General features: G+C 51.7%; 21 protein-coding genes. 9 read left to right on the plus strand and 12 right to left on the minus strand.

From position 1 onward, the window contains the following. Positions 1–25: 25 nt before the first annotated feature. The 6 genes from THS27_RS16810 to deoA all read left to right on the plus strand — a co-directional run bounded on the left by THS27_RS16810 (position 26) and on the right by deoA (position 6,422). Positions 26–1,618, plus strand: a complete 1,593-nt coding sequence (locus tag THS27_RS16810; protein ID WP_085592930.1) for an ABC transporter ATP-binding protein — start codon at positions 26–28, stop codon at positions 1,616–1,618. Continuing rightward, complete coding sequence (locus tag THS27_RS16815; protein WP_085592932.1) at positions 1,615–2,733, plus strand: ABC transporter permease; 1,119 nt, start codon at positions 1,615–1,617, stop codon at positions 2,731–2,733. The genes THS27_RS16810 and THS27_RS16815 overlap by 4 nt, the downstream gene beginning before the upstream one ends. Beyond that, complete coding sequence (locus THS27_RS16820) at positions 2,733–3,704, plus strand: ABC transporter permease (RefSeq protein ID WP_085592934.1); 972 nt, start codon at positions 2,733–2,735, stop codon at positions 3,702–3,704. The genes THS27_RS16815 and THS27_RS16820 overlap by 1 nt, the downstream gene beginning before the upstream one ends. A gap of 42 nt (positions 3,705–3,746) precedes the next feature. Continuing rightward, the gene (cdd, locus tag THS27_RS16825) at positions 3,747–4,184 is read left to right on the plus strand and encodes a cytidine deaminase (RefSeq protein WP_085593027.1); all 438 of its coding nucleotides are present in this window, start codon (positions 3,747–3,749) and stop codon (positions 4,182–4,184) included. After that, entirely contained in the window at positions 4,181–4,987 is an 807-nt protein-coding gene (locus tag THS27_RS16830; protein ID WP_085592936.1) for a purine-nucleoside phosphorylase, read from the plus strand. The genes cdd and THS27_RS16830 overlap by 4 nt, the downstream gene beginning before the upstream one ends. 88 nt (positions 4,988–5,075) lie before the next feature. After that, positions 5,076–6,422 (plus strand): thymidine phosphorylase, encoded by a 1,347-nt coding sequence (deoA, locus tag THS27_RS16835; RefSeq protein WP_085592938.1) that lies wholly within the window; start codon positions 5,076–5,078, stop codon positions 6,420–6,422. Positions 6,423–6,510: 88 nt separating this feature from the next. Here the strand turns inward: deoA and THS27_RS16840 are convergent, their stop codons facing one another. The 6 genes from THS27_RS16840 to THS27_RS16865 are packed head-to-tail and all read right to left on the minus strand — an operon-like array spanning position 6,511 to position 12,725. Further along, positions 6,511–8,112 (minus strand): GMC family oxidoreductase, encoded by a 1,602-nt coding sequence (locus THS27_RS16840; protein WP_085592940.1) that lies wholly within the window; start codon positions 8,110–8,112, stop codon positions 6,511–6,513. 12 nt (positions 8,113–8,124) lie between these two features. Next, positions 8,125–9,111, minus strand: a complete 987-nt coding sequence (locus THS27_RS16845) for a branched-chain amino acid ABC transporter permease (RefSeq protein ID WP_210402929.1) — start codon at positions 9,109–9,111, stop codon at positions 8,125–8,127. A 1-nt stretch (position 9,112) separates the two neighbouring features. Continuing rightward, complete coding sequence (locus THS27_RS16850; protein ID WP_210402930.1) at positions 9,113–9,997, minus strand: branched-chain amino acid ABC transporter permease; 885 nt, start codon at positions 9,995–9,997, stop codon at positions 9,113–9,115. Between the two features lie 8 nt (positions 9,998–10,005). Beyond that, positions 10,006–10,716: an ABC transporter ATP-binding protein gene (locus THS27_RS16855; RefSeq protein ID WP_085592946.1), complete on the minus strand. Its 711-nt coding sequence runs from the start codon at positions 10,714–10,716 to the stop codon at positions 10,006–10,008. After that, complete coding sequence (locus tag THS27_RS16860) at positions 10,709–11,509, minus strand: ABC transporter ATP-binding protein (protein WP_246833003.1); 801 nt, start codon at positions 11,507–11,509, stop codon at positions 10,709–10,711. The genes THS27_RS16855 and THS27_RS16860 overlap by 8 nt, the downstream gene beginning before the upstream one ends. Positions 11,510–11,516: 7 nt before the next feature. Then, positions 11,517–12,725, minus strand: coding sequence for an ABC transporter substrate-binding protein (locus THS27_RS16865; protein WP_085592950.1), 1,209 nt, complete (start codon positions 12,723–12,725; stop codon positions 11,517–11,519). A gap of 327 nt (positions 12,726–13,052) precedes the next feature. Between THS27_RS16865 and THS27_RS16870 the strand changes: the two genes are divergently transcribed. The 3 genes from THS27_RS16870 (at position 13,053) to THS27_RS16880 (ending at position 16,549) form a co-directional block, all read left to right on the plus strand. Beyond that, on the plus strand, positions 13,053–13,976 hold the full coding sequence (locus tag THS27_RS16870; protein ID WP_085592952.1) for a LysR family transcriptional regulator: 924 nt from the start codon (positions 13,053–13,055) through the stop codon (positions 13,974–13,976). 104 nt (positions 13,977–14,080) lie between these two features. Further along, complete coding sequence (locus THS27_RS16875) at positions 14,081–15,682, plus strand: DASS family sodium-coupled anion symporter (protein ID WP_085592954.1); 1,602 nt, start codon at positions 14,081–14,083, stop codon at positions 15,680–15,682. 102 nt (positions 15,683–15,784) lie between these two features. Further along, positions 15,785–16,549, plus strand: coding sequence for a DeoR/GlpR family DNA-binding transcription regulator (locus tag THS27_RS16880; RefSeq protein WP_085592956.1), 765 nt, complete (start codon positions 15,785–15,787; stop codon positions 16,547–16,549). 109 nt (positions 16,550–16,658) lie between these two features. On the opposite strand, the gene THS27_RS16885 is transcribed toward THS27_RS16880, so the two are convergent. From THS27_RS16885 to THS27_RS16910, 6 genes are all read right to left on the minus strand, one after another. Next, positions 16,659–17,489 (minus strand): ABC transporter ATP-binding protein, encoded by an 831-nt coding sequence (locus tag THS27_RS16885; protein ID WP_085592958.1) that lies wholly within the window; start codon positions 17,487–17,489, stop codon positions 16,659–16,661. Positions 17,490–17,628: 139 nt separating this feature from the next. After that, positions 17,629–18,393, minus strand: coding sequence for an amino acid ABC transporter ATP-binding protein (locus THS27_RS16890; protein WP_168184925.1), 765 nt, complete (start codon positions 18,391–18,393; stop codon positions 17,629–17,631). A 36-nt stretch (positions 18,394–18,429) separates the two neighbouring features. Then, complete coding sequence (locus THS27_RS16895) at positions 18,430–19,533, minus strand: amino acid ABC transporter permease (protein ID WP_085592962.1); 1,104 nt, start codon at positions 19,531–19,533, stop codon at positions 18,430–18,432. A 1-nt stretch (position 19,534) separates the two neighbouring features. Continuing rightward, positions 19,535–20,731, minus strand: a complete 1,197-nt coding sequence (locus THS27_RS16900) for an amino acid ABC transporter permease (protein ID WP_085592964.1) — start codon at positions 20,729–20,731, stop codon at positions 19,535–19,537. Between the two features lie 114 nt (positions 20,732–20,845). Next, entirely contained in the window at positions 20,846–21,865 is a 1,020-nt protein-coding gene (locus THS27_RS16905) for an amino acid ABC transporter substrate-binding protein (protein WP_085592966.1), read from the minus strand. Between the two features lie 535 nt (positions 21,866–22,400). Next, positions 22,401–24,353, minus strand: coding sequence for an acetoacetate--CoA ligase (locus THS27_RS16910; RefSeq protein WP_085592968.1), 1,953 nt, complete (start codon positions 24,351–24,353; stop codon positions 22,401–22,403). Between the last annotated feature and the right edge of the window lie 15 nt (positions 24,354–24,368).

The raw sequence follows: 24,368 nt of genomic DNA on the forward strand, positions 1-24,368 counted from the left end.
TCGTCAAGACAATCGGGGATTTGACGTGTCGGATACGATACATTCAGCGCACGGTACCGGAAAAACCGGTACCGTGCCGCCCGCCATTGAACTGCGCGGAATTGATAAGCGGTTTGGTGCGGTTCACGCCAATAATTCAATCGATCTGAAAGTAGAAAAAGGCACCATCCACGGCATTGTCGGGGAAAACGGTGCTGGCAAATCAACGTTGATGAGCATCCTGTACGGCTTTTACCAGGCAGACGCAGGCACCATTCACGTTGACGGGACGCTTTGCAACATTAACGGGTCGGAAGACGCTATAGCCGTGGGCATCGGCATGGTGCATCAGCATTTTATGCTGGTTGAACCGTTTAGTGTGCTGGAAAATGTGATACTGGGTGTTGAAGGCGGTGCTGTACTGCGCGAAGGTGTGGACAAGGCCCGTGAAGAACTGCGCCGACTTGAACGCGAATACTCCCTTGATATCGACCCTGACGCCATTGTCGGTGAGTTGTCGGTCGGGTTGCAACAGCGCGTTGAAATTCTAAAGGCCCTTTATCGTGGGGCTGAAATTCTTATTCTTGATGAACCAACCGGCGTTTTAACACCACAGGAAGCGGACCATTTGTTTCGCATTCTGGGTACCCTGAAACAACAGGGCAAAACGGTTGTTTTGATTACGCATAAATTGCGCGAGATTATGGCCGCAACAGACAATGTTTCGGTGATGCGCCAGGGCGAAATGGTGGCGCATCGTCATACGGCCGACACCAGCCCGGAAGAACTTTCTGAATTAATGGTGGGCCGCAAGGTATTGTTGCGTTTGGAAAAAGGCAACGCCAATCCGCAAGGAACGGTTTTACAGGTCGATAATCTGTGTGTTGATACCCGTGCGGGTGTTCGCAAGGTCAAAAATGCCAGCTTTACCGTGCGGGCAGGCGAAATTGTGGGTATTGCCGGGGTTTCGGGGAACGGCCAAAGCGAACTTTTGGAAGCATTGGGGGGAATCCGGGCCGTATCGGAAGGCCAGGTTATGCTAAATGGTCAGGATGTAACGCCTGGCCGCGGGGTTGGCCCGGCTGAACTGCGGCAGCGTGGGGTTGCCCACGTGCCCGAAGATCGCCATCGCATGGCAATGGTGACGAATTTTTCTGCCGAAGAAGCTGCTATTCTGGGCTATCAGGATGACACGGCGTATCAAAAGGGCTTGTTGCTTGATTGGGGCAAGGTTGCCGATGCTACCCGCCATATGATGGAAGAATTTGATGTTCGCCCGGTGGACCCGCACTTAAAGGCGGCAAATTTTTCAGGCGGCAATCAGCAAAAGCTGGTTCTGGCGCGTGAAATAATGCGTGACCCGGATTTGTTGCTGGTGGGGCAGCCTACACGCGGTGTCGATATTGGTGCGATCGAGTTTATTCATAAACGGATTGTCGCCATGCGTGATGCTGGCAAGGCTGTATTGCTGGTATCGGTTGAGCTTGACGAAATCATGTCGCTATCGGACCGTATCCTGGTGATGTGTGATGGCTTTATTGTTGGTGAAGTGAATGCCGCGGATGCAAACGAACGGGTTCTGGGCCTGATGATGGCGGGTGTAGACCCGAAACAGGCAGAAGCGGAGGCCGGAAAATGAGTGATACCATCCAACTTCCGCGCTGGATTGACGTTGGCGTTTTGCCATTGATGAATCTGGTGCTGGCCTTTCTTATTTCCGGGCTGGTGGTGATGGCCATTGGCGAAGACCCGACCGAAGTTGTGCGCATCATGCTGTATGGTGCATTCGGCTATGAAGAAGCGGTGGGTTATACCCTTTATTACACCACCAATTTCGTCTTTACCGGTCTGGCTTTTGCGGTGGCATTTCATGCCGGGCTGTTCAATATCGGTGTTGAAGGGCAGGCCTATATTGGTGGTCTGGGCGTGACACTGGCAGCCCTTTACCTTAACTGGATTCCAGCCCCCCTTATGCCGGTTGTCAGCATCCTTGCTGCGGCGCTTTTTGGGGCGGCCTGGGCCTATATCCCGGCTTATTTGCAAGCACGGCGCGGGTCGCATGTGGTGATCACCACCATCATGTTTAACTTCATTGCCTCATCGCTGATGGTTTATCTGCTGGTAAATGTGTTGCGCCCGCAAGGCTCGATGACACCTGAAAGTGCCGCAATCGATGAAAACCTGACGCTGCCCTATATCCACGATATGGCGGGCTGGTTCGGGTTTGATATGACCAGCAGCCCGCTGAACTTTTCCTTTGTCTATGCGATTGCGTGCTGCGTGCTGGTTTGGCTGTTTATCTGGCATACGCGCTGGGGCTATGCCATTCGTACCGTGGGTGCCAATGCCGCAGCAGCAACCTTCGCCGGGATCGAACCGGGCCGTTATATCATTCTTGCCATGATGATTTCGGGCGGGCTTGGCGGCTTTATGGCACTTAATGAAGTCATGGGGGTTCAGCATCGCCTGCTGATCGATTTTACCGCCGGGTATGGCTTTGTCGGTATTGCTGTCGCCCTTATGGGCCGCAATCACCCGTTTGGCATTTTTCTTTCAGCCCTGTTGTTTGGCATGCTTTATCAGGGTGGGGCGGAGCTTTCGTTTGAAATTCCAACCATTACCAATGACATGGTTGTGGTTATTCAGGGCCTGGTCATTTTGTGCACCGGTGCGCTGGAACATATGTTCCGCCCGCGTGTCACCCGGATCTATACGGCCTGGCGGTTGCGCCAGCGTGCGCAGGAGGCAGCATAATGGATAATTTCCAAATGGTCGTCCTGTTGCTTGACGCAACGATGCGGACATCGACCCCCCTGATCCTTGCTGCTCTTGCCGGGATGTTTTCCGAACGGGCAGGGACCATTAATCTGGCCCTTGAAGGCATGATGCTGGGTGGGGCGTTTTCGGCGGCCTGTGTTGCCTATTATACCGACAGCCACTGGCTGGGGCTTGGTGCTGCAGTGCTGACAACAATGGCCCTGTCTCTGCTGCATGGTTTTGCCTGCATCACGCATAAGGGCAACCAGGTTGTGTCGGGCATGGCGATTAACATTCTGATGTCCGGGCTGACAGCACTTGTGGGTATTGCCCTGTTTGCCCAGGGCGGTAAAACCCCGGCACTTGACCATGATGCCCGTTTCCAGCCGATCACCCTGCCGGGTGCGGATGCTGTTGCTGATGTGCCGATCCTGGGCTCGTTGTATTCCGAACTGATCAGCGGCCACAACATTCTGGTTTATGTTGCGTTCCTGGCCGTTCCCGCTTCCTGGTGGATTTTGTATCGTACCCGTTTCGGTTTGCGCCTGCGGGCTGTGGGGGAAAACCCCGGCGCGGTTGACACCGCTGGTATCAGCGTGGTTGGCATGCGCTATAAATCTGTTTTGTGTAGCGGTTTTCTTGTCGGCATTTCCGGGGCGTATCTTTCGACCGCACAGGGCGCTTCGTTTTTATCGGACATGACCGCAGGCAAGGGCTATATCGCGCTGGCGGCCATGGTGTTTGGTAAATGGCGGCCATTCCCGGCGATGTTTGCCTGCATTTTATTTGGCTTTCTTGATGCGGCGGCAACCCGTCTTCAGGGCGTGGTTTTACCTGGTATTGGCGAGGTGCCAGTGCAGCTGGTGCAGGCACTGCCCTATATTCTGACGGTAATTTTGCTGGCGGGCTTCATTGGCCGTGCGGTGGCCCCAAAATCGCTGGGGCGTCCTTACGTCAAGGAACGTTAAAATTTTGTGGTTTATGGGGCGGGGCCCCGACTGGATGAAGAAATGATTGAAAATAACTCGGCTCATAGTGGCGCAAAATTGACTGCACCAGATGATCTGGTGGCTGCGGCACAAGCTGCGCGCAAAAATGCTTATGCGCCGTATTCCAAATTTCTGGTTGGTGCGGCATTGCGAACCGATAATGGTGTGGTCATTGCGGGCTGCAATGTTGAAAATGCCGCCTATCCCGAAGGCGTATGTGCCGAAGGTGGTGCCATTTCGGCGATGGTTTTGGCCGGTGAACGCAAGATTAACGAAATTGTGGTGGTGGGCAGTGGCGACGTTGCCTGTACACCCTGTGGCGGCTGCCGTCAGAAAATTCGCGAATTTACCGGCCCGGACGCAACCATTTTTGTGATTAACGAAGCCGGGAAAACCCTGCTGACATTAACCCGCGAAGAGCTGATCCCGCATTCCTTTGGGCCGGAGAATTTGTCATGAGCGATATTGAATCTGCCCTTGCTGTTATTGCCCAAAAAGCACCGGGCTTTAGCGCTGATGTTGCGTTGGTTCTGGGAAGCGGGCTGGGCGGTGTTGTGGATGCGGTCAGCGATGCCATTACCATCAACTATGCCGACTTGCCGGGGTTTCCCAAACCAACTGTGGTCGGGCATGGCGGGCAACTGGTGTTGGGGCGGATTGGCGCCGTATCGGTTGCTGTAATGCAGGGGCGGGCGCATTATTATGAACATGGCCGGTCAGACCTGATGGCGGAACCGTTGGAAGTTTTACGCAAGCTGGGTGCGGATCGCCTGATTTTAACCAATGCGGCGGGGTCTTTGGTTTCCGAAGCAGGCCCGGGAAACCTGATGCTGATCACTGATCATATCAGCCTGTTTGGGCCCAACCCGTTAATTGGCTATCATGGTACGGACCGTTTCGTGGATATGAATGTTCCCTATGACCCGGAAATTGGTGCAGGCCTGCATCATACGGCAGCAGAGCTTGGTATTGCCCTGTTTGAGGGAACATATGCCTGGTGTACTGGTCCCAGCTTTGAAACGCCTGCCGAAATTCGTGCGTTGCGGGTAATGGGGGCCGATGCGGTTGGTATGTCGACTGTGCCGGAAAACATTTTGGCCCGGCGTCTTGGTTTCCGGGTGGCAGCGGTTTCCAATATTACCAATCTTGCTGCCGGCATGAGTGCAACAGCATTAAGCCATGAACAGACACTGGAAATGGCGAAGGAAGGATCGGCAAACCTGATCCGCATTTTGTTGCGTTACTTTGCCCGGAGCCATTAACAACAGTCCGCTATAACAGGGTTTTTGGGCGGGCAGCTTTATGGCGCCCGCCTTGAATTTTTAATCAACTGCCGAGCAGGGGAAAAAAATGCTGCCGCAGGAAATTATTCGTCGTAAACGTCAGGGTGATGTTTTAAGCGAAGATGAAATTGCTTTTTTTGTCAAAGGGATCGCTGACCTTTCTATTAGCGAAGGTCAGGTCGCCGCATTTGCCATGGCTGTGTTTTTTCAAGGCATGACAATGGACGAACGCGCGGCATTAACCCGTAATATGCGCGATTCCGGCACGGTGCTTGACTGGAAAAAACTGGGTTTGGAAAAGGGCCCGGTGGTGGATAAACATTCCACCGGTGGTGTCGGCGACAAGGTAAGCTTAATGCTGGGGCCGATTGTTGCGGCTTGCGGGGCTTATGTCCCGATGATTTCAGGTCGGGGATTGGGCCATACTGGTGGCACGCTGGATAAATTTGATTCCATTCCCGGGTATCGTACCGCGCCGGATCTGGCAGAATTTGCCAAGGTAACGCGCGAGGTTGGCTGCGCGATTATCGGCCAGACTGCGGATCTGGCCCCGGCGGACAAGCGGTTTTATGGTATTCGCGATGTTACGGCGACGGTTGAATCCATCCCGCTTATTACGGCGTCAATCCTGTCAAAAAAACTGGCGGCGGGGCTTGATGCGCTGGTGATGGATGTCAAATTTGGCTCTGGCGCTTTTATGAATGAATATGATCGCGCCCGTGAATTGGCCCAAAGCATTACCGAGGTCGCAACGCGGAACGGGGTGCCGACAACAGCCCTTTTGACCGATATGGACCAGGTACTGGGCGAAACAGTTGGCAATGCGCTGGAAATGAAAGAAGCGGTCGATTTTCTGACCGGTAAAACCCAGGAACAGCGCGTTTACGATGTGACCATGGCATTGGCCGCCGAAATGCTGGCGTTGACCGGCATTGCCACTGATGTCGCCGATGGTTTGCAAAAGGCTGCGGCTGCGTTGTCCTCGGGGCGTGCCGCCGAGGTCTTTGGCCGTATGGTTGGCGCTTTGGGCGGGCCTGTTGATTTTGTTGAAAATATCGACAAACATCAGGAAGCAGCGCCGATGGTGTCGGAAATTGCGGCGACCAAAACCGGGCGAATTATGTCGATGGATGCGCGCAAGGTGGGTTTGGCGCTGGTTGCTCTGAAAGGCGGGCGAACACGTGCCGACCAGGAAATTGATCATGCTGTTGGCTTCACCGATTTTGTTCGGGTTGGGCAAACAGTGTCGGCAGCATCGCCGTTATGTGTGGCGCATACCCGCGATGAAAACCAGGTGCGTCTGGCCGAAAAAATGCTACATGAGGCCATCGTGATTGGCGATGGCGATGTTGCAGAAACGGGCACTGCCGGTGCTGTGCGGGAACGAATTGTTGCCCAGCGGCCCGGCACGTGATGGCATAATTTCATTATCATGAAATACAGACAGGGCCAGACATCAATTGTCTGGCCCTGTTCTTTTTGCATTATTTTGCCATATGGAATCAGGCGGCATCAGCCTTGATCAATTGCGCGGCTTTTTCGGCAATCATGATGGTTGGTGAATTGGTATTACCCGAAACAATCGTTGGCATGATCGAGGCATCCGCTACTCGCAGTCCGGCAATGCCATTGAACTTCAAGGTGGGGTCAACCACCGCATCGGGGTCTACCCCCATACGGCAGGTGCCCACAGGATGGAAAATAGTCGTGCCAATGTCGCCGGCTGCACGAACCAGATCATCTTCTGTTTCGTAAGTGGGACCGGGTTTAAATTCCTGCGGATTATAGGGCCGCAATGCTTTTTGCGAAGCGATCCGCCGGGTTTGGCGAATGGCATCAACCGCGACCTGCCGGTCGGCCTCGGCACTTAGGTAATTGGGCGCAATTGCAGGCTGTTGTTTGAAATCCGGACTGGTGAGATGAATGGAACCACGGCTTTCGGGGCGCAAATTACACACACTGGCAGTAAAGGCCGGAAACGGATGAACACTGTCGCCAAATTTATCAAGTGAAAGTGGTTGCACATGATATTGTAGATTTGGCATGTCATACGCACTGGACGAGCGTGTAAACATGCCAAGCTGACTGGGCGCCATCGACATTGGGCCAGATTGTTTGAACAGATATTCCAGCGCAATGGATGCTTTGCCAAACAGCGAGTTTGCCTGTTCGTTCAGGGTTTTGATATTTTCGACCTTATAGGCACAGCGCAATTGTAAATGGTCTTGCAGGTTTTCGCCGACCGATTTGTTTTCATGGGTAACGGCGATACCTGCTTTTTGCAAAACGTCGCCCCGGCCTATACCCGACAACTCCAGAATATGCGGGGAGCCGATGGATCCGGCTGAAAGGATGATTTCGCGCCGCGCACGTACCGTGCGGATGGCGCCGTGATGATCAAATTCCACACCTACAGCGCGCCCATTTTCAATAATCAGCCGACGAACCTGGGCGTGGGTTTGCAGGTGTAAATTAGGGCGATCCAGGGCAGGGCGCAGAAAGGCCTTGGCGGTGTTCCAGCGAATACCGCGGCGCTGGTTGACTTTGAAATAACTGGACCCTTCGTTGTTGCCTCGATTGAAATCGTCAATCTTGGCGAAACCGGCCTGTTCTGCGGCGTTCTGAAACGCATCAAGAATGTCCCAGTGCAGGCGGGCTTCTTCAACGCGCCATTCGCCACCTTCGCCGTGCAGCTCGTCCTTGCCCTGATAATAATCTTCCGATTTTTTAAACAGGGGTAAAATATCGTCCCAACCCCAGCCCTGACATCCTGCCTGACGCCACTGGTCATAGTCGGTAGCCTGACCGCGCATGTAAATCATGCCATTGATTGAAGAACAGCCGCCCAGAACCTTGCCTCGTGGATACGAAAGTGAACGACCGTTTAACCCGGCTTCGTTTTCGGTTTTAAAGCACCAGTCAACCTTTGGGTTGCCAATGCAATAAAGATAGCCGACGGGGATGTGGATCCACGGGTGGCGGTCCTTGCCCCCGGCTTCAAGTAGCAGGGTGGTGGCATTGCCGATTTCTGACAGGCGGTTGGCGAGCGTACAGCCCGCCGAACCTGCTCCGACGATGATATAGTCGAATGTTTCTTCGCTCATGAGGCGGCGACCTTACTGCTTTGTCCGTAAACCAAGACGGACACCCAAACGTGATGCATTAAATTCGCCAATAATGCCGCGACGAAACACCAGAACGCAGATCATAAAGATCAACCCGGTGAGAACGGTTACCGGAAAAGCCGATGCTGCCAGGTAGTTTTGCAGTGTCACGACAAATCCGGCACCAAAGATGGGGCCAAAAATCGTGCCAATGCCGCCCAGAAGGGTCATCAGAATAACCTCGCCAGACATTTGCCATGCAACGTCGGTCAGGGTGGCAAACTGGAACACCAGTGTCTTGGTGCCGCCCGCCAAACCGGCGAGGGCTGCCGACATGACAAAAGCACCCAGTTTGTATCGGCTAACCGAATAGCCAAGCGAAATGGCCCGGTCTTCGTTTTCACGGATCGATTTCAGGATCATGCCAAAGGGAGAATGCACGATGCGCCAGATGGCAAAAATACCAATGACGAAAATTCCCAGCACAAAGAAATACATGTTCAACGGCTGGTTCAGGTCGATAAAGCCAAATAAATGACCGCGCGGCACACCTTGCAGTCCGTCTTCACCGTGGGTAAATTCGGCCTGCAGGCAAAAGAAATAAAACATTTGCGCCAGTGCAAGTGTGACCATGGCAAAGTAAATGCCCTGGCGACGAATGGCAAAAATGCCCATTATTAACCCAAGGAAAGCTGCGCCGATAACCCCGATTAAAATGCCAATTTCCGGTGGGACGCCCCATTCTTTGACCGCGTAGGCAGTAAAATAGGAAGCGCCACCAAAAAATGCGGCATGGCCGAATGATAAAAGGCCGGTATAGCCCAGCAGCAGGTTGAATGCGCAGGCAAACAAGGCAAAGCACAGAACCTTCATCAGGAAAATCGGGTAGAAAGTGAAGGGGGCAATGATCAACCCTAAAAGGGCGATTCCCAGCAATAGCAACTGGATACGGGTAGCGGTGCTGGTGGTTGCAGTGGATGTCATGGAAGATGTTTTCATATCACGCATCCCGACCAAAAAGACCGGCAGGCCGGACCAGAAGAACCAGTGCCATGATGACAAAGATCACGATATTCGAGGCTTCGGGGTAAAAGACCTTGGTGAGGCCCTCAATGATGCCAAGGGCATAGCCCGTAACAATGGCCCCCATGATGGATCCCATGCCGCCAACCACAACAATGGCAAAAACCACAATGATCAGATTGGACCCCATAAGCGGGCTGACCTGATAAATCGGGGCGGCCATAATGCCGGCCAATGCGGCAAGGCCCGAGCCAAGACCGTATGTCAGAGTCAGCAAAAGTGGCACATTGATGCCAAAGGATTGCACCAGTATCGGGTTTTCTGTTGCCGCACGCAGATAGGCACCCAGCCGGGTTTTTTCGATCAGCAGCCATGTGCCAATGCATACGATCAGCGATGCAACGACGACCCAGCCACGATAGATTGGCAAATACATGAAACCAAGGTTTACCCCACCACTCAGTAATTTTGGGGTGGCATAGGGTTGCCCGGATGACCCGTAAAAATAACGAAACGTTCCTTCGACCACCAACGCCAGACCAAAGGTAAATAGCAGACCATAAAGATGGTCCAGATTATAGAGGCGGCGCAGGGCAAAACGTTCAACGATAATCCCGGTAATGCCAACCACAACCGGAGCCAGAATAAGCGCAAACCAGTAATTTACGCCAAGCCAGGTAAGCAACAACATGCCCGCAAAGGCACCCATCATATATTGCGCCCCATGCGCAAAATTGATGACGCGCAGCAAGCCAAAAATAATTGCCAGGCCAAGGCTGAGCATTGCATAGAACGAGCCATTGATAAGCCCGATCAGCAATTGTCCCAGAAACGCCTGAATGGGAATTCCAAATATCATGATCACGGCGTTTAAACTCCTAGAACCTCGTGCAGCATATCCATGCGGTCGGGCAGTTCATTCGCATCAAATCCGGCGGAAACCAGGCCATGTTCCATCAGGTAAAACCTGTCGGCGATTTTGCTGGCGAACCTGAAATTCTGCTCAATCAGCAAAATGGTCATGCCACGCTGTTTCAGGGTCTGCAAAACTTCGCCAATGCGCTGCACAATTACCGGTGCCAGGCCCTCTGTCGGTTCGTCAAGTAGCAGCATATCCACACCAATGCGCAACATACGGGCCATCGCCAGCATTTGTTGCTCACCGCCCGAAAGTTTGGTGCCCGAACTGGTTTTACGTTCATAAAGATTGGGAAACAGGTCGTATATTTCCTCGATGCTCATGCCGCTATTGGAAATTTTTGGCGGCAACATCAGATTTTCTTCAACGCTTAAAGTTGAAAAAATACCCCGTTCCTCGGGCACAAAACCAAGGCCGGTTTTGGCGGTTTTATGCAGGGGCAGGCGCATCAGGTTATGGCCGTTAAATTCGATTTCGCCGGTGCGTTTGCGCAAGATGCCGACGATGGAACGCAATGTGGTGGTTTTTCCAACCCCGTTGCGCCCCAGAATGGTAACGGTTTCACCGCGCCGGACATTAAGGTTAACGCCGTGCAAAACATGGCTTTCGTCATACCAGGCATTCAAATCCCTGACGGACAGAAGGATTTCCTTGTCACTCATCGTCTGTCCCCATATAGGCAACTCTTACGCGTTCGTCGTTGCTGACGGTGTCATAATTGCCCTCGGCCAGAATTTCGCCGCGCTGAAGAACCGTGATGTGGTCGCACAGATCAGCCACGACCTTAAGGTTATGTTCCACCATCAGAACGGCACGGGTTCGTGCAACTTCGCGGATGATTTCGGCGACACGGCCCACATCTTCCTGACCCATGCCAGCCATAGGTTCGTCTAGCAGCAGTACCTTGGGGTCCAGCGACAGGGTGGTTGCAATTTCCAGCACGCGTTTTCGGCCATAAGACAAATCTGCAGCATAGCTATCGATGTCTTTTTCCAACCCGACTGATGTCAAAAGTTCAACGGCCCGGTCATTTAACCGATCCAGGGTGTTCATCGATCGCCAAAACTGAACCGCCAGTCCGCTCGGCCGTTGCAGGGCGACACGGACATTTTCCAGAACGGTCAAATGCGGGAAAACGGCGGAAATTTGAAATGATCGTACCAGCCCCATACGGGCCACACGGGCCGGTGCGGTTTTGGTAATATCTTGCCCCAGCAATGTGATTTTACCACTGGTGGGTTGAAGAAATTTTGTTAACAGGTTGAAAACAGTGGTTTTGCCTGCGCCATTCGGGCCGATCAGCGCATGCACCTTGGCGTGTTCGACATCAAGGTTGACATTGTTGACCGCGGTAAAGCCACCAAAATCGCGACGAAGGTCACGAGCGGAGAGAACCACTCGTGCCTCGTTCGCGTTTTGCGACATACCGGGATTTAGACGTTCTCCGGTTGCCATCATGTTTTTACTGCGCCAGCGCGCAGCCGCTTTCGGATGGTTTGATAAACGCCTTGTCGCCCGGAACGGTGGCAAGAACGTTGTAATAGTCCCAGTCGCCCTTCATTTCGGACGGCTTTTTGACTTCCATCAGATACATGTCGTAAATCATGCGGCCATTGGCGCCGACTTTACCGTTATGGGCAAAGACGTCATTGACCGGCATTTCATGCAGAGCCTTTGAAACGGCTTCGGTTTCGTCGGTACCGACTTCCTTGACAGCTTTAAGGTACTGCAATACGGCCGAATAGGTCCCAGCCTGAATCATGTTGGGCATGCGACCGGTACGGTCATGGAAGCGTTCGCCAAATTTACGTGATTCGTCGTTGCGATCCCAGTAGAACCCTTCGGTCAGCGACAGGCCCTGTGCAGCTTCGGCACCCAGACCATGAACTTCGGAGAGGGTAAATAACAAGGCCGCAAGGCGTTGACCGCCCTGAACAATGCCAAATTCCGATGCCTGTTTGATGGCATTGGCGGTATCAAGGCCTGCATCAGCAAGGCCGATGACCTTGGCACCTGATGCCTGTGCCTGAAGCAGGAAGGATGAAAAGTCGGTGCTGGAAAGCGGATGACGAACCGAACCCAGAACCTTGCCGCCATTGTCGGTGACAAATTTCGAGGTTTGTTCTTCCAGTGAATAGCCAAAGGCGTAATCGGCGGTCAGGAAGTACCAGGTATCGCCACCGTTTTCGACCAGCGCCCCACCGGTACCAACTGCCAGTGCATGGGTGTCATAGGCCCAATGGAAACCGTAAGGCGAGCATTGATCACCGGTGAGGGCGGTTGTTGCCGCGCCGGTAACGATGTCGATCTTTTTCTTTTCCTTGGAAATACCCTGAACAGCCAGCGCAACTGACGATGTGGTCAGTTCCATGATGGCGTCAACCTTGTCTTCGTCATACCACTGACGGGCAATGTTGGCTGCTACATCAGGCTTGTTCTGATGGTCTGCCGTGATGACTTCGATTTTTTTATCCAGAACCGTGCCGCCGAAATCTTCAACAGCCATTTTCGCTGCTTCATAAGACCATTTGCCGCCGAAATCTGCATACACGCCGGACTGGTCGTTTAGAATACCAATTTTAACGATATCGTCGGAAACACCGGCCGCATAAGCCGGAAATGCAGCAGCGGCCGCCATGACGGCAACGGATGCCATCGCGAGTTTCTTCATCTGAGGTTCCTCCCTAACTGAACCATGTTGTTACCGTCCTTCATGGTGAAGAACGGGTGACGTTCCTGTTTCCCGAAAACTGTTTTGACCACTGGTCATACGACAGCGGCGGGACAGGTGACGGATAGGCGTACACTGTGCCGTGTACTTGTTTGTTTTTGTAACGCACCGGAATTTATATCGATGCCCTGATAGTGTTCACCTGCTCTGACCTTGCGGCAAGTGACGTTATTGTTTTGTTGTTCGATATGAACGCTAACATTGACGAAAACGTCAACAAATATATAATTTTGGACATTATCTGTACAAAAATGAACAGAAGGCTGGATGAACAATTTTTCGTGGGATGATTTACAGTATTTTTTGGCTGTTGCACGTGAGGGGCAACTCTCTGCTGCGGCACGGCGATTACGCACCAGTCATGTCACCGTTGCCCGGCGCATTGACCGGCTGGAACAACGTTTGGGGGCCAAACTTTTTGAACGGAACCCGCGTGGATATGTTTTAACCCCGTTAGGTGCACGTTTAATGGGGCCGACCGAAATGATGGCCCAGGAAGCCGATAAATTGCTGGGCGAGGTGGGCACCGGGTCTTTTGCCCTAAGCGGTGTTGTGCGCTTTAGTGTGCCGGAGGGTTTTGGTAATTTTTTTATTGGTGAAAAATTGCCGTTTTTTGCCAAACGCCACCCCAGTCTGGCGATTGAAATGGTCAATATTCAGCAGATTGTTTCACTTTCCAGGCGCGAAGCCGATATTTCGGTGGCGCTCAACACGCCTAAAACCGGGTCCTATCATCGCGAAAAAATCTCCAGCTACGCATTATATGTTTATGGATCAAAACAATATCTGGCCGGGCATCCTCCCATCACGGATCGCGTGCAACTGGCGGAACATCCTTTTGTCGGGTACATCGAAGACATGATTTTTACCCAGGAGCTGAACTATCTGGGGGAACTGCTGCCGGGGTTGCGCGCGGGATATCAAAGTTCCAGCGTTTTTGCCCAGCTAAAGGCCACGCGGGCCGGTTTTGGATTATGTATTTTACCCTATTTTATGGCCGTTGATTTTGATGATCTGATACCGGTTTTGCCTGCAACGGTTAAAATCATGCGAGATTACTGGATGGTTTGCCATAGCGACATGATCAACGTCGCACGGATTCGATTGCTGGCCGATTTTATCCGAGAAGAAACCCACGCCGCCTCTGATTTACTGACAGCGGCACATATGCCCGATACCCCTGATTTTTAGAACCATTCAACCACTGGCGCGGTTTCAATTGCCAGAAACGGCCCCTCCGCTAAACATTGCCAACGGTATTTGCCGTTTTAATAAATGTGTGCGAAGGGGCGGCAATGATCCGTTTTCCATTAATCGATCGTTTGCCGATTTCAGGCACTGCGGCAAACCCGGCATCACCCCGGCGGCCGGGCAGCGTGCGGCGTATTATCGGGTTGGTGGCGGGGCCATTGGTTTTTGCCGGTTTTCTGGTGTTTTCGCCACCTGGTGATGTACCGGTTGCTGCATGGCATACCGCAGGTCTTGCCAGTTTGATGGCAATATGGTGGCTCAGCGAGGCCATTCCATTGGCGGCAACAGCCCTGTTGCCGTTGGCTCTTGGCGCGGTTCTGGGCATTGGGACCACGGCCGATATCAGTACCAATTACGCCAACCCGCTGATCTTTATGTTTTTTGGCGGTTTTGTCATTGCCTTGGCGATGGAAAGATGGAATTTACATTTGCGGATTGCCCTTATGATCATTAGCAAGGTCGGGTTTCATCCTTCAGCATTGGTGGCCGGGTTTATGGCGGCAACCGCATTCTTGTCGATGTGGGTCAGCAATACCGCTACAGCAACCATGATGTTACCGGTGGCTGTTTCGCTGATTACGCTTTTCAGCAATTTTGATCGCAGCCAAAATCAGGACAGAACCGAACCGGGTGGCCCGTCAGACATGCCGGTAAAAACAGACGAAAATGCTGATGCCCCTCTGCCTGAAGACGGGTTAAGCCCGGCTACACATAATCTTGCGCGCTGCTTGCTGCTTGCCATTGCCTATGGGGCCGGGATCGGCGGGGTGGGTACCCTTATTGGCACCCCGCCCAATGCCTTGCTGGCCGGGTATATGGCGCAAAATTACGGCATCACAATCGGGTTTGGCCAATGGATGCTGGTCGGCGTGCCCTTTGCCACAATCTTGCTGGTGATTTGCTGGTATTTGTTATGTCGGGTTATTTATCCGTTAAGTGATCATTTGCCTGATTCTGTTGAAATAGCATTGAAGGAACGGATTGCCCGGTTGGGGCCGATGGGCGGGGGCGAAAAGCGTGTTGCTATTGTATTTGTGGCAACGGCATTGTTGTGGTTATTCCGCCCGATAATCAGCCAGATTTTTCCGCACATTGCATTGAGCGATGCCGCGATTGCGGTTTTTGCCGCCATTTGCTTGTTTGCTCTGCCAGTACGTGCGCGGCAAAACCTGTATGTGCTGGACTGGAAGGCAACATTGCGATTGCCATGGGGGATATTGTTACTGGTAGGGGGCGGGTTGTCTCTTGGTGCCCTGATTAGCGATACCGGCCTCGCCAGGGTTATTGCGTTGAACATGCAGGCAATGCCCGAAATGCCATTGATGTTGCAAATATGTCTGATTGCCACCGTTATCATTCTGGTTAGCCATTTAACCTCCAACACGGCGACAGCGGCAACCTTTATGCCCTTGCTGGCGACTTATGCGATCGGCGAGGGGATTGATCCCATGATTATGGTCGTGCCGGTGACACTGGCGGCAAGTTGTGCGTTTATGTTGCCGGTTGCGACACCCCCCAACGCCATCGTTTTTGGCAGTGGTTATTTAAAAATAGACGATATGGTGCGGGCCGGGTTGCTATTGAATATTTGCGCACTGGTTTTGCTGGTGATATTGGCCATCGTGCTGGTGCCGGTTGTATTTTGATTTTGGGCAATGGTCTTGCATCTTTTGTCCGATCCCCGCATTTTAGAACCTGCGAAAGACAACAACCCCTTATAAAATCAAATTCGCCGGATCGGAGCAAAAATGGGTAAATTAGACAGGCGTCGCCGCGAAATTCTGGAAAAAGTTGCCGCAAGCGGCTTTATGACAATTGATGCCCTGGCGACGCATTTCGATGTTACCCCGCAAACAATCCGGCGTGATATTAATGAAATGGCCGAAGAGGGCCTGATTGCACGCTATCATGGCGGGGCGGCCAGTCAGTCTACCACGGAAAACACCGCCTATACTGACCGTCAGGTCTTGAACCTGGATGCCAAACGAAAAATTGCCCGTCTGGTGGCCCAGCATATCCCCGAAGGGGCCTCTTTATTTATCAATATCGGCACGACAACAGAAGAAGTCGCCCGTGCCCTGTCTGATCATAAAAACTTGAAAATTATTACCAATAATCTTCATGTTGCCGAAATTTGCGCCGCAAATCCCGGGTTTGAGGTGATCATTGCCGGGGGGGTGGTGCGGCAGCGCGATTTTGGCATTATTGGCGAGGCAACCATCGACTTTATCAGCCAATTCAAGGTGGATTATGCCATCATCGGCATTTCAGGCGTTGATGAAGATGGTAGCCTGATGGATTTTGACTATCGTGAAGTGCGGGTTGCCCGGGCAATTATCTCCAATTCCCGGCAAACGTTTTTATGTACAGATATATCGAAATTTGGTCGCCGGGCGATGGTGCGCCTTGGGCATTTATCCGAAGTCGATGCCCTGTTTACCGATATTGCGCCAGGAAAGGCGTGGGACAGTATTCTGGAGCAAGCCGATTTGTCAGTTTATTGCGCTGATTAACAATCTTTCCGCATGACGAAATTCAGATGCTAAAAGCCTCTCCTGCGCGCCAGGCGGGCAGGGAGGTTATTGTAGCAAGATGCCCGGTGTTACGTTAATTTCACTGTCATCATGCGACCAGATGTTGACCTCTATTTTGGGTTCGCATGGCAATCGGCCCCTGAGATGATCCGCTAAGCATTTGTGTCAGATGCGGGTTTTGGGCTGTTTCAACTTGGTTGCGCGAGCCGGACCAGTAAACACGACCTTCATGCATCATGGTAAGGTAATCATAGCGATTACGTGCAATTTCCATGTCATTGGTTACGGTAATAACCGTTGTCATCCGCTTTTTGGCGATGGTTTCAATCATGTTTTCAATATGATTGGACAATACCGGGTCCAGTCCTGCTGTCGGATTGTCGAGCAACAGAATTTCGGGGTCATTGGCAATGGCACGGGCAATGCCAACGCGCTTTTGCATCCCGCCAGACAAATCGGACGGGCGCAATTTGCTGCTGTCCGGGTCAAGGCCAACCAAACCTAGCAGATCAACGGCTTTGTCACGCGCATCTTTGCGTTTAAGGGTTCCGTTTTCGATAAGCTGGAAACACACATTTTGCCAGATGGGCAGGCTGTCAAACAGGGCATTTTGTTGAAACAACATGCCAATTTTATCGGTCCAGTGGCCCTGGTCAGCGGGTTGTTTTTCAGAAATATCCTGACCGTTGATCAGAATGTTACCTTGATCAACGGGATAAATACCCGCAAGGCATTTTAGCAGTACACTTTTACCGGCCGCCGACGGCCCGATGATTGCCATTGTCTGCCCCCGGTCAAGGGAAAGACTGACATTATCCAGCACAGTATGGGAGCCGAATTTTTTACCGACTTTTTCCAGTTGCAAAAAGGCCGGACCATTTGATTTTGAATTTTCGTCGTTATCGCTGGGGAATGTCATGGGGCAATCAATGTTATCGGAATACAAGGATTGCCGATAGTCGCTGCTTGGTGGGCCGGGTGCAAGGATGAAATGTGTGAAATGCGAAACGGCCCCGAAAATTTCGGGGCCGTTTGCGTGTTCAGACCAAATTTGTCGATTAGTGCGACAGGATTTGGCTTAAGAACAGTTTGGTGCGGTCGCTTTTGGGATTATCAAAAAAGTCATGGGGTTCGCCCATTTCAACAATCTCGCCAGCATCCATAAACACGACACGGTCGGCAACTTCTTTGGCAAAGCCCATTTCATGCGTCACGCACAACATGGTCATGCCTTCTTTTGCCAGCTCAACCATCACGTCCAGCACTTCCTTGACCATTTCCGGGTCAAGTGCCGATGTCGGCTCGTCAAACAGCATGATTTTAGGCTGCATGCATAATGAGCGGGCAATGGCAACACGCTGTTGTTGACCACCTGAAAGCTGGCCCGGGAATTTATGGGCCTGTTCGGCGATGCGAACACGTTGCAGATAGTGCATGGCAAGTTCAATGGCTTCTTTCTTCGGGGTCTTGCGAACCCAGATCGGTGCCAGTGTCAGGTTTTCCAGTACCGTCATGTGCGGGAACAGGTTGAAATGCTGGAACACCATGCAAACCTCGCGGCGCACGGCTTCGATGTTCTTCACATCATCACCCAGCAAAATGCCATCCACCGTGATTTCTCCCGTCTGATAGGCTTCAAGCCGATTCAGGCAGCGGATCAGGGTGGATTTTCCCGAACCCGAAGGTCCGCAGATGACAATACGTTCACCTTTGCGAACTGTAAGGTCCACATCCTTTAGAACGTGAAAGTTGCCATACCACTTGTTCGCCTTGTTGATGGTGATCACATCTTCATCGGACGGCGGCGGAGCAACTTTATTCATGGTTTCAGTAGCAGTCATTTTGTTTTTCCTCTCTCCTCACCGGCGCTCGCCCTTGCGCAGTTCTTTTTCAAGATATGCGGAATAGCGGCCCATCGAGTAACAGATCAGGAAGAAGATCGCGGCAGCGAAAACGTAACCTTCGACATAGTAGCGGGTCCAGGCAGGGTCACTGCGCAGAGCCAGTTTCACTGCTCCCAAAAGATCGAACAGGCCGATAATGACAACCAGTGTCGTGTCTTTTAGCATCGAGATGAAGCTGTTGACCGTTGGCGGGATCACCAACCGCAATGCTTGCGGCAGAATGATCAGTCGCATGGACTGCCAATAGGAAAGGCCAAGCGAATCACCGGCTTCAAACTGGCCGCGTGGAACGGCTTGCAAGCCACCCCGGAATACTTCGGCCAAATAGGCCGCAGTAAACAGGATAATGCCGATCTGGGCACGCAGAAGCTTGTCTATTGAAACGCCATCGGGCAAAAACAGCGGGAACATGACAGATGCCATGAACAACACCGTAATTAGCGGCACACCACGAATGACTTCGATATAAACCACCGACAGGGTCTTGATTGCCGGCATGTTCGACTGACGGCCAAGGGCCAGCAGCAGGCCAAGCGGAAAGGCAAAGACAATACCGATTGTCGACAGGATCAAGGTCAGTGGCAAACCACCCCATGAGCTGTTTTGAACGTAGGTGAGGCCAAGCATGCCGCCCCACATCAAAATAGCAATCACGGGAATGCCAACCACCCACATCGGAATGATCAGTTTCTGCATGCGCGGATATTTAACGCCTGCAAGGCTGGCGATAATTACACCAAACAGAACGATCATGGCCAGAAGCGGACGCCATTGTTCGTCGTAGGGATAAACGCCGAACAGGATCAGGCGCAGGTTCGCGTTAATGAAACCCCAGCAGGCACCCGTAACCGCACGACATGCATCAATGCTTGGGGTGAGTGTGGAATTGACAAAGGCCCATTCAATGATCGGTGGCACGATCCACAGAACAAAGGCAATAGAAAGCAATGTCAAAAGTGAATTGAACCAGCTGTTAAACAGGTTCTTGCGAACCCAGGTAACAGAACGTTGGCCGACGGTACCAACCGGGCCCGGTGGTAGTTTGAGACTGTTTGCCATCTTACCTCTCCACCAATGCCATTTTCTTGTTAAACCAGTTCATGAACAGTGACGTGATCAGGCTAAGGCCCAGATAAACTGCCATATAAATCGATATTGCCTCGATCGCCTGGCCTGTCTGGTTCATGGTGGTATTCGAAATTGACACCAGATCGGGATAGCCAACTGCAACAGCAAGAGAGCTATTTTTGGTCAGGTTCAGATACTGGTTGGTCAGCGGCGGAATGGCAACGCGCATCGATTGCGGCAAAATAATTTTCCGCAATGCTATAGACCGTTTAAGTCCGAGGCTTTCGGCTGCTTCCCATTGGCCGTTTGGAACCGCCTGAATGCCGGAACGGACAACTTCAGCAACATAGGTTGATGTGTAAATTGTCAACCCGATTAGCACCGACATAAATTCGGGCGAAATATTATAGCCGCCTTGGATGTTAAAGCCCTTTAATGCGGGAATATCCATGGCGGTTGGTGCGCCGCCAACCAGATAGGCAAGCAGAGCAAGACCAAAGAAAATGCCCAGGCTAGCCCAGACAATGGGGAAGGGCTGCCCCGTGGCATCAAGACGTTTTGACGCCCATTTCTTGACGAAATAGATGACAATGAACGCGATGATTGCGGCAATACCCATAAAGTCGTAGGCATTGTCGGCGACAGGGACTGGGATATACATCCCGCGGTTTGTTAGCAGGACATCGGGTAGGGGCTGGAAAGCATTCCGTGCGGCCGGGAAAGCACCGGGAATAATCGCATACCAGAAAAAAAGCTGCAACAGGACCGGAATGTTCCGGAATGTCTCGACATAGACGGTCGCAAGTTTACGAACGATCCAGTTCGAGGAAAGGCGTGCAACACCAAAGATCGTGCCAATGATGGTGCATAAGATAATGCCGAGAAATGCCACCTTGACGGTGTTGAGAAAGCCGACCATCAGCGCCGTTGCATAATTGCTTTGCGGCGTGTAGTCGATCATGCTTTCGCTGATCCCGAACGATGCTTCCAGATTAAGGAAGCCATAACCGGTTGAGATGTTTTGCCGTTCCAGGTTTGCCAGTGTGTTGGAAACCAGGTACCAGCCCGCTAATACGACGAGGCCAATCGCGACGATTTGATAAATTATGGCGCGAATATTTTCGTCATTCAGGTAATCAGCGACGGTTTTGGAACGAACACCCCCCGGAGTATTTTGAGTCTTACTCATTTGACCCTCAGGTGTAGATTGTATCCAATTTTAGGTGCCTAACGAAAAGCTCCGCCCATGCGATCAGGCATTGGGGCGGAGCTTTAAAGGCGATTTAATAGCCGTCTCTAACGCTTAGCGGACTGGCCAAGCATACTGCAGACCACCGTTGGTCCATAACGCATTGATTCCGCGCTCTAGACCAAGTTTGTCGGTAACATTAACTTTAAAACTCTCGCCGTAGTTGCCGACTTGTTTGATGATGCGATAGGCCCATTCTTCGTCTAGCCCTAAAGCTTCTCCCATGCCAGGCGACACACCCAGCAAACGCTGGATGGCGGGGCTTTCGCTTTTTTTCATTTCATCAACATTTTCACTGGTAACGCCATATTCTTCCGCTTCCAGCATGGCAAACATAGCCCAGCGCGCAACATCAGCCCATTGATCATCACCTTGCGCTACCGACGGTCCCAAGGGTTCTTTGGAGATGATTTCCGGCAGAATCACATAGTCATCCGGGTTCGGAGCCATGGTCTGACGAACAGATGCGAGACCCGAAGCATCGGTGGTGTAAACATCGCAACGACCAGCAAAGAAAGCGGCAGTGGTTTCGTTGATGTTTTCGATGACGACAGGCTGGAAGCTCATGCCTTTGGCGCGGAAGTAATCCGCCATGTTTAGTTCTGTCGTGGTGCCCGGCTCTACGCAGATGGTCGCGCCATCAAGTTCGCTTACGTTTTTTACACCTAGTGCTTTTGGGACCATAAAACCTTGTCCGTCGTAGTAGTTGATACCGACAAAGGTCAGGCCTAGCTTTGCATCGCGGGTCAGGGTTGCTGTGGTGTTGCGTGACAGAATATCAATTTCGCCAGATTGCAAAGCAGTAAAACGCTGGGCAGCAGTCATCGGCGTATATTGTACTTTATTTGCATCACCGAGCACTGCCGCAGAAATTGCGCGGCAGACGTCAACATCAATGCCTTCCCATTTGCCTTCTGCATTTGCAGCCGAGAAACCCGGCACCCCAGTGTTTACCCCACACTGAACGAAACCTTTGGCCTTGATGCCATCAAGCACCGCGCCTGCATGGGCGTTGTTTGCGGCGATGGCAGCAACAGACATTGCGCCAGCGGCCAGGATCGTTTTCATTTTCATTTATTAGCTCCCTCATTAGCAAAGCATTCTTAATGGCTTTGGTAACTTCTATGCCACCCCAGACATGCCAAAACAGCATATCTGTTCTGTCCTTTTGTTGAGGACAGCCAAATTAAGGAATTTTAGGGCCGTATGTGTCAAGTATGAAAAATATTTTCGCTTCAAAATGAAGGGCAATTTTCGGCATGAAAATGGAACGTTTGGGTAATCTTATTAGCTTTGAAAATCGCAAATCTGATGCAAACGTATAGAAAACTCTTTTATATCAACAGATTGTATTCCTGCCTTTTTGGACAGGTTGCCGTGCCATTTTCGCGCCATTTTTTTTCTGATCATGTATTTGTGTGTAAAAAAATGGCAAAAAATCGTTCTGATTAAAAAATAACCGACATTGCAATGCGGAATCGGAGCATTTGTTACCCGCTTGCATAATTGCTCTGGCGGGAGCGCTGATCACAAGGATTTAGCAAAAAATATGCCCCGGATTCCTGTCGGAATACCGGGGCGAAAGACTGGTTTTGTTGCGTTGCAAGAATTAGTTTTTCAAGATATCCAGATCGGCATAAAGATCCAGTGCCTCGGGATTGGCAAGTGCCTCCTGATTCTTTACCTTGCGTCCATGAACGATATCCCGCACTGCAAGTTCAGTAATTTTTCCCGATTTTGTTCGGGGGATATCATCGACGGCTACGATTTTGGCTGGCACATGGCGCGGTGTGCAGTTGCTCCGGATTTGCTTGCGAATGCGATCAGACAAGGTATCGTCAAGCACTACTCCTGGTTTAAGAACAACAAACAGGACCACGCGCACGTCGTTATCCCATTCCTGGCCAATAACGATTGATTCCTGAATTTCCGGTAATAGCTCTACCTGGCGATAGATTTCGGCGGTGCCAATACGCACACCGCCCGGATTAAGGGTTGCGTCAGACCGACCATAAATGATCATGCCGCCGGTATCATCAAGTTCGACATAATCGCCGTGGCACCAGATATTGGGGAAACGGTCAAAATAGGCGTCGTGATATCGCTGGCCATCGGGGTCATTCCAGAAACCAACCGGCATGGATGGAAAGGGTGCGGTACAAACAAGCTCGCCTTTTTCGTTTAAAACAGGCTTGGCATTGTCATCATACACATTAACAGCAACGCCCAGGGCGCGGGTTTGAATAACACCGCGACGCACGGGTAACACCGGGCAGGCTAAAACAAAACAGCCAAGGATATCTGTGCCACCGGAAATGGATGCCAGATGAATGTCCTGTTTGATGTTGTTGTAAACATAGTCAAAGCTTTCGGGGGCCAGGGGCGACCCCGTTGAGGTCATGGCGCGAACAGTTGACAGGTCGTGGGTCTGTGCCGGTTTAAGTTCGGCTTTTGCCAATGCATCAATATATTTGGCTGATGTGCCAAACAGGGTCATGCGTTCCGCATCGGCATAATCAAACAGAATGTTACCGCTGGGATAAAACGGCGATCCGTCATACAAAAGCAGGGTGGCTTCGGCGGCAAGCCCGCCCATCAGCCAGTTCCACATCATCCAGCCGCAAGTGGTGAAATAAAATACTCGGTCGCCAGGCACCACGTCACAATGCATCAGATGTTCAGATACCTGCTTGAGAAGTGTGCCGCCAGTACCATGAACAATGCATTTTGGCTTGCCTGTTGTTCCTGACGAAAACATTACATAAAGCGGGTGGTTGAATTCTACTTGCTCGAATTCGATTTTTTCGGCGTCGTAACGTCCGGTAAATTCTGCATAGGAAATTGCATTGCGAATGCCTGTGGTGTTTTCACCATCAAAGGCATAGGTCACAATAACCACTGCTTCCAGGCTTGGGATGCGATCGACAACATCCTTCACCTTTTCGCGAATATCGTGGCTTTTACCATTATAATAATAGCCATCGACCGTAATCATGACTTTGGGTTCGATTTGCCCGAACCGGTCTTCAACGCCCTGAACGCCAAAATCGGGCGAGGCGGAAGACCACGTTGCCCCGATTGCGGCGGTTGCAAGCATGGCAATGACCGTTTCGCACATATTGGGCATATAGCCACAAACCCGGTCACCTTTCTTGATACCCTGCGCGCGCAAGGCTTGCGAGAAACGAGAGACGGCAATGTTAAGATCACACCATGACAGACGGGTTTTCACTTTGTCCTCACCCCAGAAAACCAGGGCATCGGTTTGATCATCGCGTCGCAGCAGGTTTTGAGCAAAGTTCAGCCTGGCATCGGGGAAAAAGGCCGCACCTGGCATTTTATTCGGATTTTCCAGAACGACATCGCCCCAGCTTTGTGCTTTCAAGCCAGCATATTCAATCAGCTCGGGCCAGAATTTTTCCATCTCGCGGACAGACCAGTCATACAGCTCGACGAAATTTTCCAACTGCACATCGTTGCGCCCGTTGATCCATTCGCGAAAGCGCGTGACGTTGGCGTTTTTAATGCGCTCCGGGCCGGGTTGCCAAAGAATGTCCGTCATCGTCGATACCTCTGT

It is taken from the genome of Thalassospira sp. MCCC 1A01428, from assembly GCF_002115825.1.
Classification (GTDB): Bacteria; Pseudomonadota; Alphaproteobacteria; order Rhodospirillales; family Thalassospiraceae; genus Thalassospira.

Coding starts and splice junctions, on each gene's coding strand:
- THS27_RS16895 (WP_085592962.1), bottom strand. CDS start 19,533: ATGGCAAACAGTCTCAAACTACCACCGGGCCCGGTTGGTACCGTCGGC.
- deoA (WP_085592938.1), top strand. CDS start 5,076: ATGCTGCCGCAGGAAATTATTCGTCGTAAACGTCAGGGTGATGTTTTA.
- THS27_RS16870 (WP_085592952.1), top strand. CDS start 13,053: ATGAACAATTTTTCGTGGGATGATTTACAGTATTTTTTGGCTGTTGCA.
- THS27_RS16890 (WP_168184925.1), bottom strand. CDS start 18,393: ATGAATAAAGTTGCTCCGCCGCCGTCCGATGAAGATGTGATCACCATC.
- THS27_RS16865 (WP_085592950.1), bottom strand. CDS start 12,725: ATGAAGAAACTCGCGATGGCATCCGTTGCCGTCATGGCGGCCGCTGCT.
- THS27_RS16880 (WP_085592956.1), top strand. CDS start 15,785: ATGGGTAAATTAGACAGGCGTCGCCGCGAAATTCTGGAAAAAGTTGCC.
- THS27_RS16815 (WP_085592932.1), top strand. CDS start 1,615: ATGAGTGATACCATCCAACTTCCGCGCTGGATTGACGTTGGCGTTTTG.
- THS27_RS16840 (WP_085592940.1), bottom strand. CDS start 8,112: ATGAGCGAAGAAACATTCGACTATATCATCGTCGGAGCAGGTTCGGCG.
- THS27_RS16905 (WP_085592966.1), bottom strand. CDS start 21,865: ATGAAAATGAAAACGATCCTGGCCGCTGGCGCAATGTCTGTTGCTGCC.
- cdd (WP_085593027.1), top strand. CDS start 3,747: ATGATTGAAAATAACTCGGCTCATAGTGGCGCAAAATTGACTGCACCA.
- THS27_RS16860 (WP_246833003.1), bottom strand. CDS start 11,509: ATGGCAACCGGAGAACGTCTAAATCCCGGTATGTCGCAAAACGCGAAC.
- THS27_RS16900 (WP_085592964.1), bottom strand. CDS start 20,731: ATGAGTAAGACTCAAAATACTCCGGGGGGTGTTCGTTCCAAAACCGTC.
- THS27_RS16885 (WP_085592958.1), bottom strand. CDS start 17,489: ATGACATTCCCCAGCGATAACGACGAAAATTCAAAATCAAATGGTCCG.
- THS27_RS16820 (WP_085592934.1), top strand. CDS start 2,733: ATGGATAATTTCCAAATGGTCGTCCTGTTGCTTGACGCAACGATGCGG.
- THS27_RS16845 (WP_210402929.1), bottom strand. CDS start 9,111: ATGAAAACATCTTCCATGACATCCACTGCAACCACCAGCACCGCTACC.
- THS27_RS16830 (WP_085592936.1), top strand. CDS start 4,181: ATGAGCGATATTGAATCTGCCCTTGCTGTTATTGCCCAAAAAGCACCG.
- THS27_RS16875 (WP_085592954.1), top strand. CDS start 14,081: ATGATCCGTTTTCCATTAATCGATCGTTTGCCGATTTCAGGCACTGCG.
- THS27_RS16910 (WP_085592968.1), bottom strand. CDS start 24,353: ATGACGGACATTCTTTGGCAACCCGGCCCGGAGCGCATTAAAAACGCC.
- THS27_RS16855 (WP_085592946.1), bottom strand. CDS start 10,716: ATGAGTGACAAGGAAATCCTTCTGTCCGTCAGGGATTTGAATGCCTGG.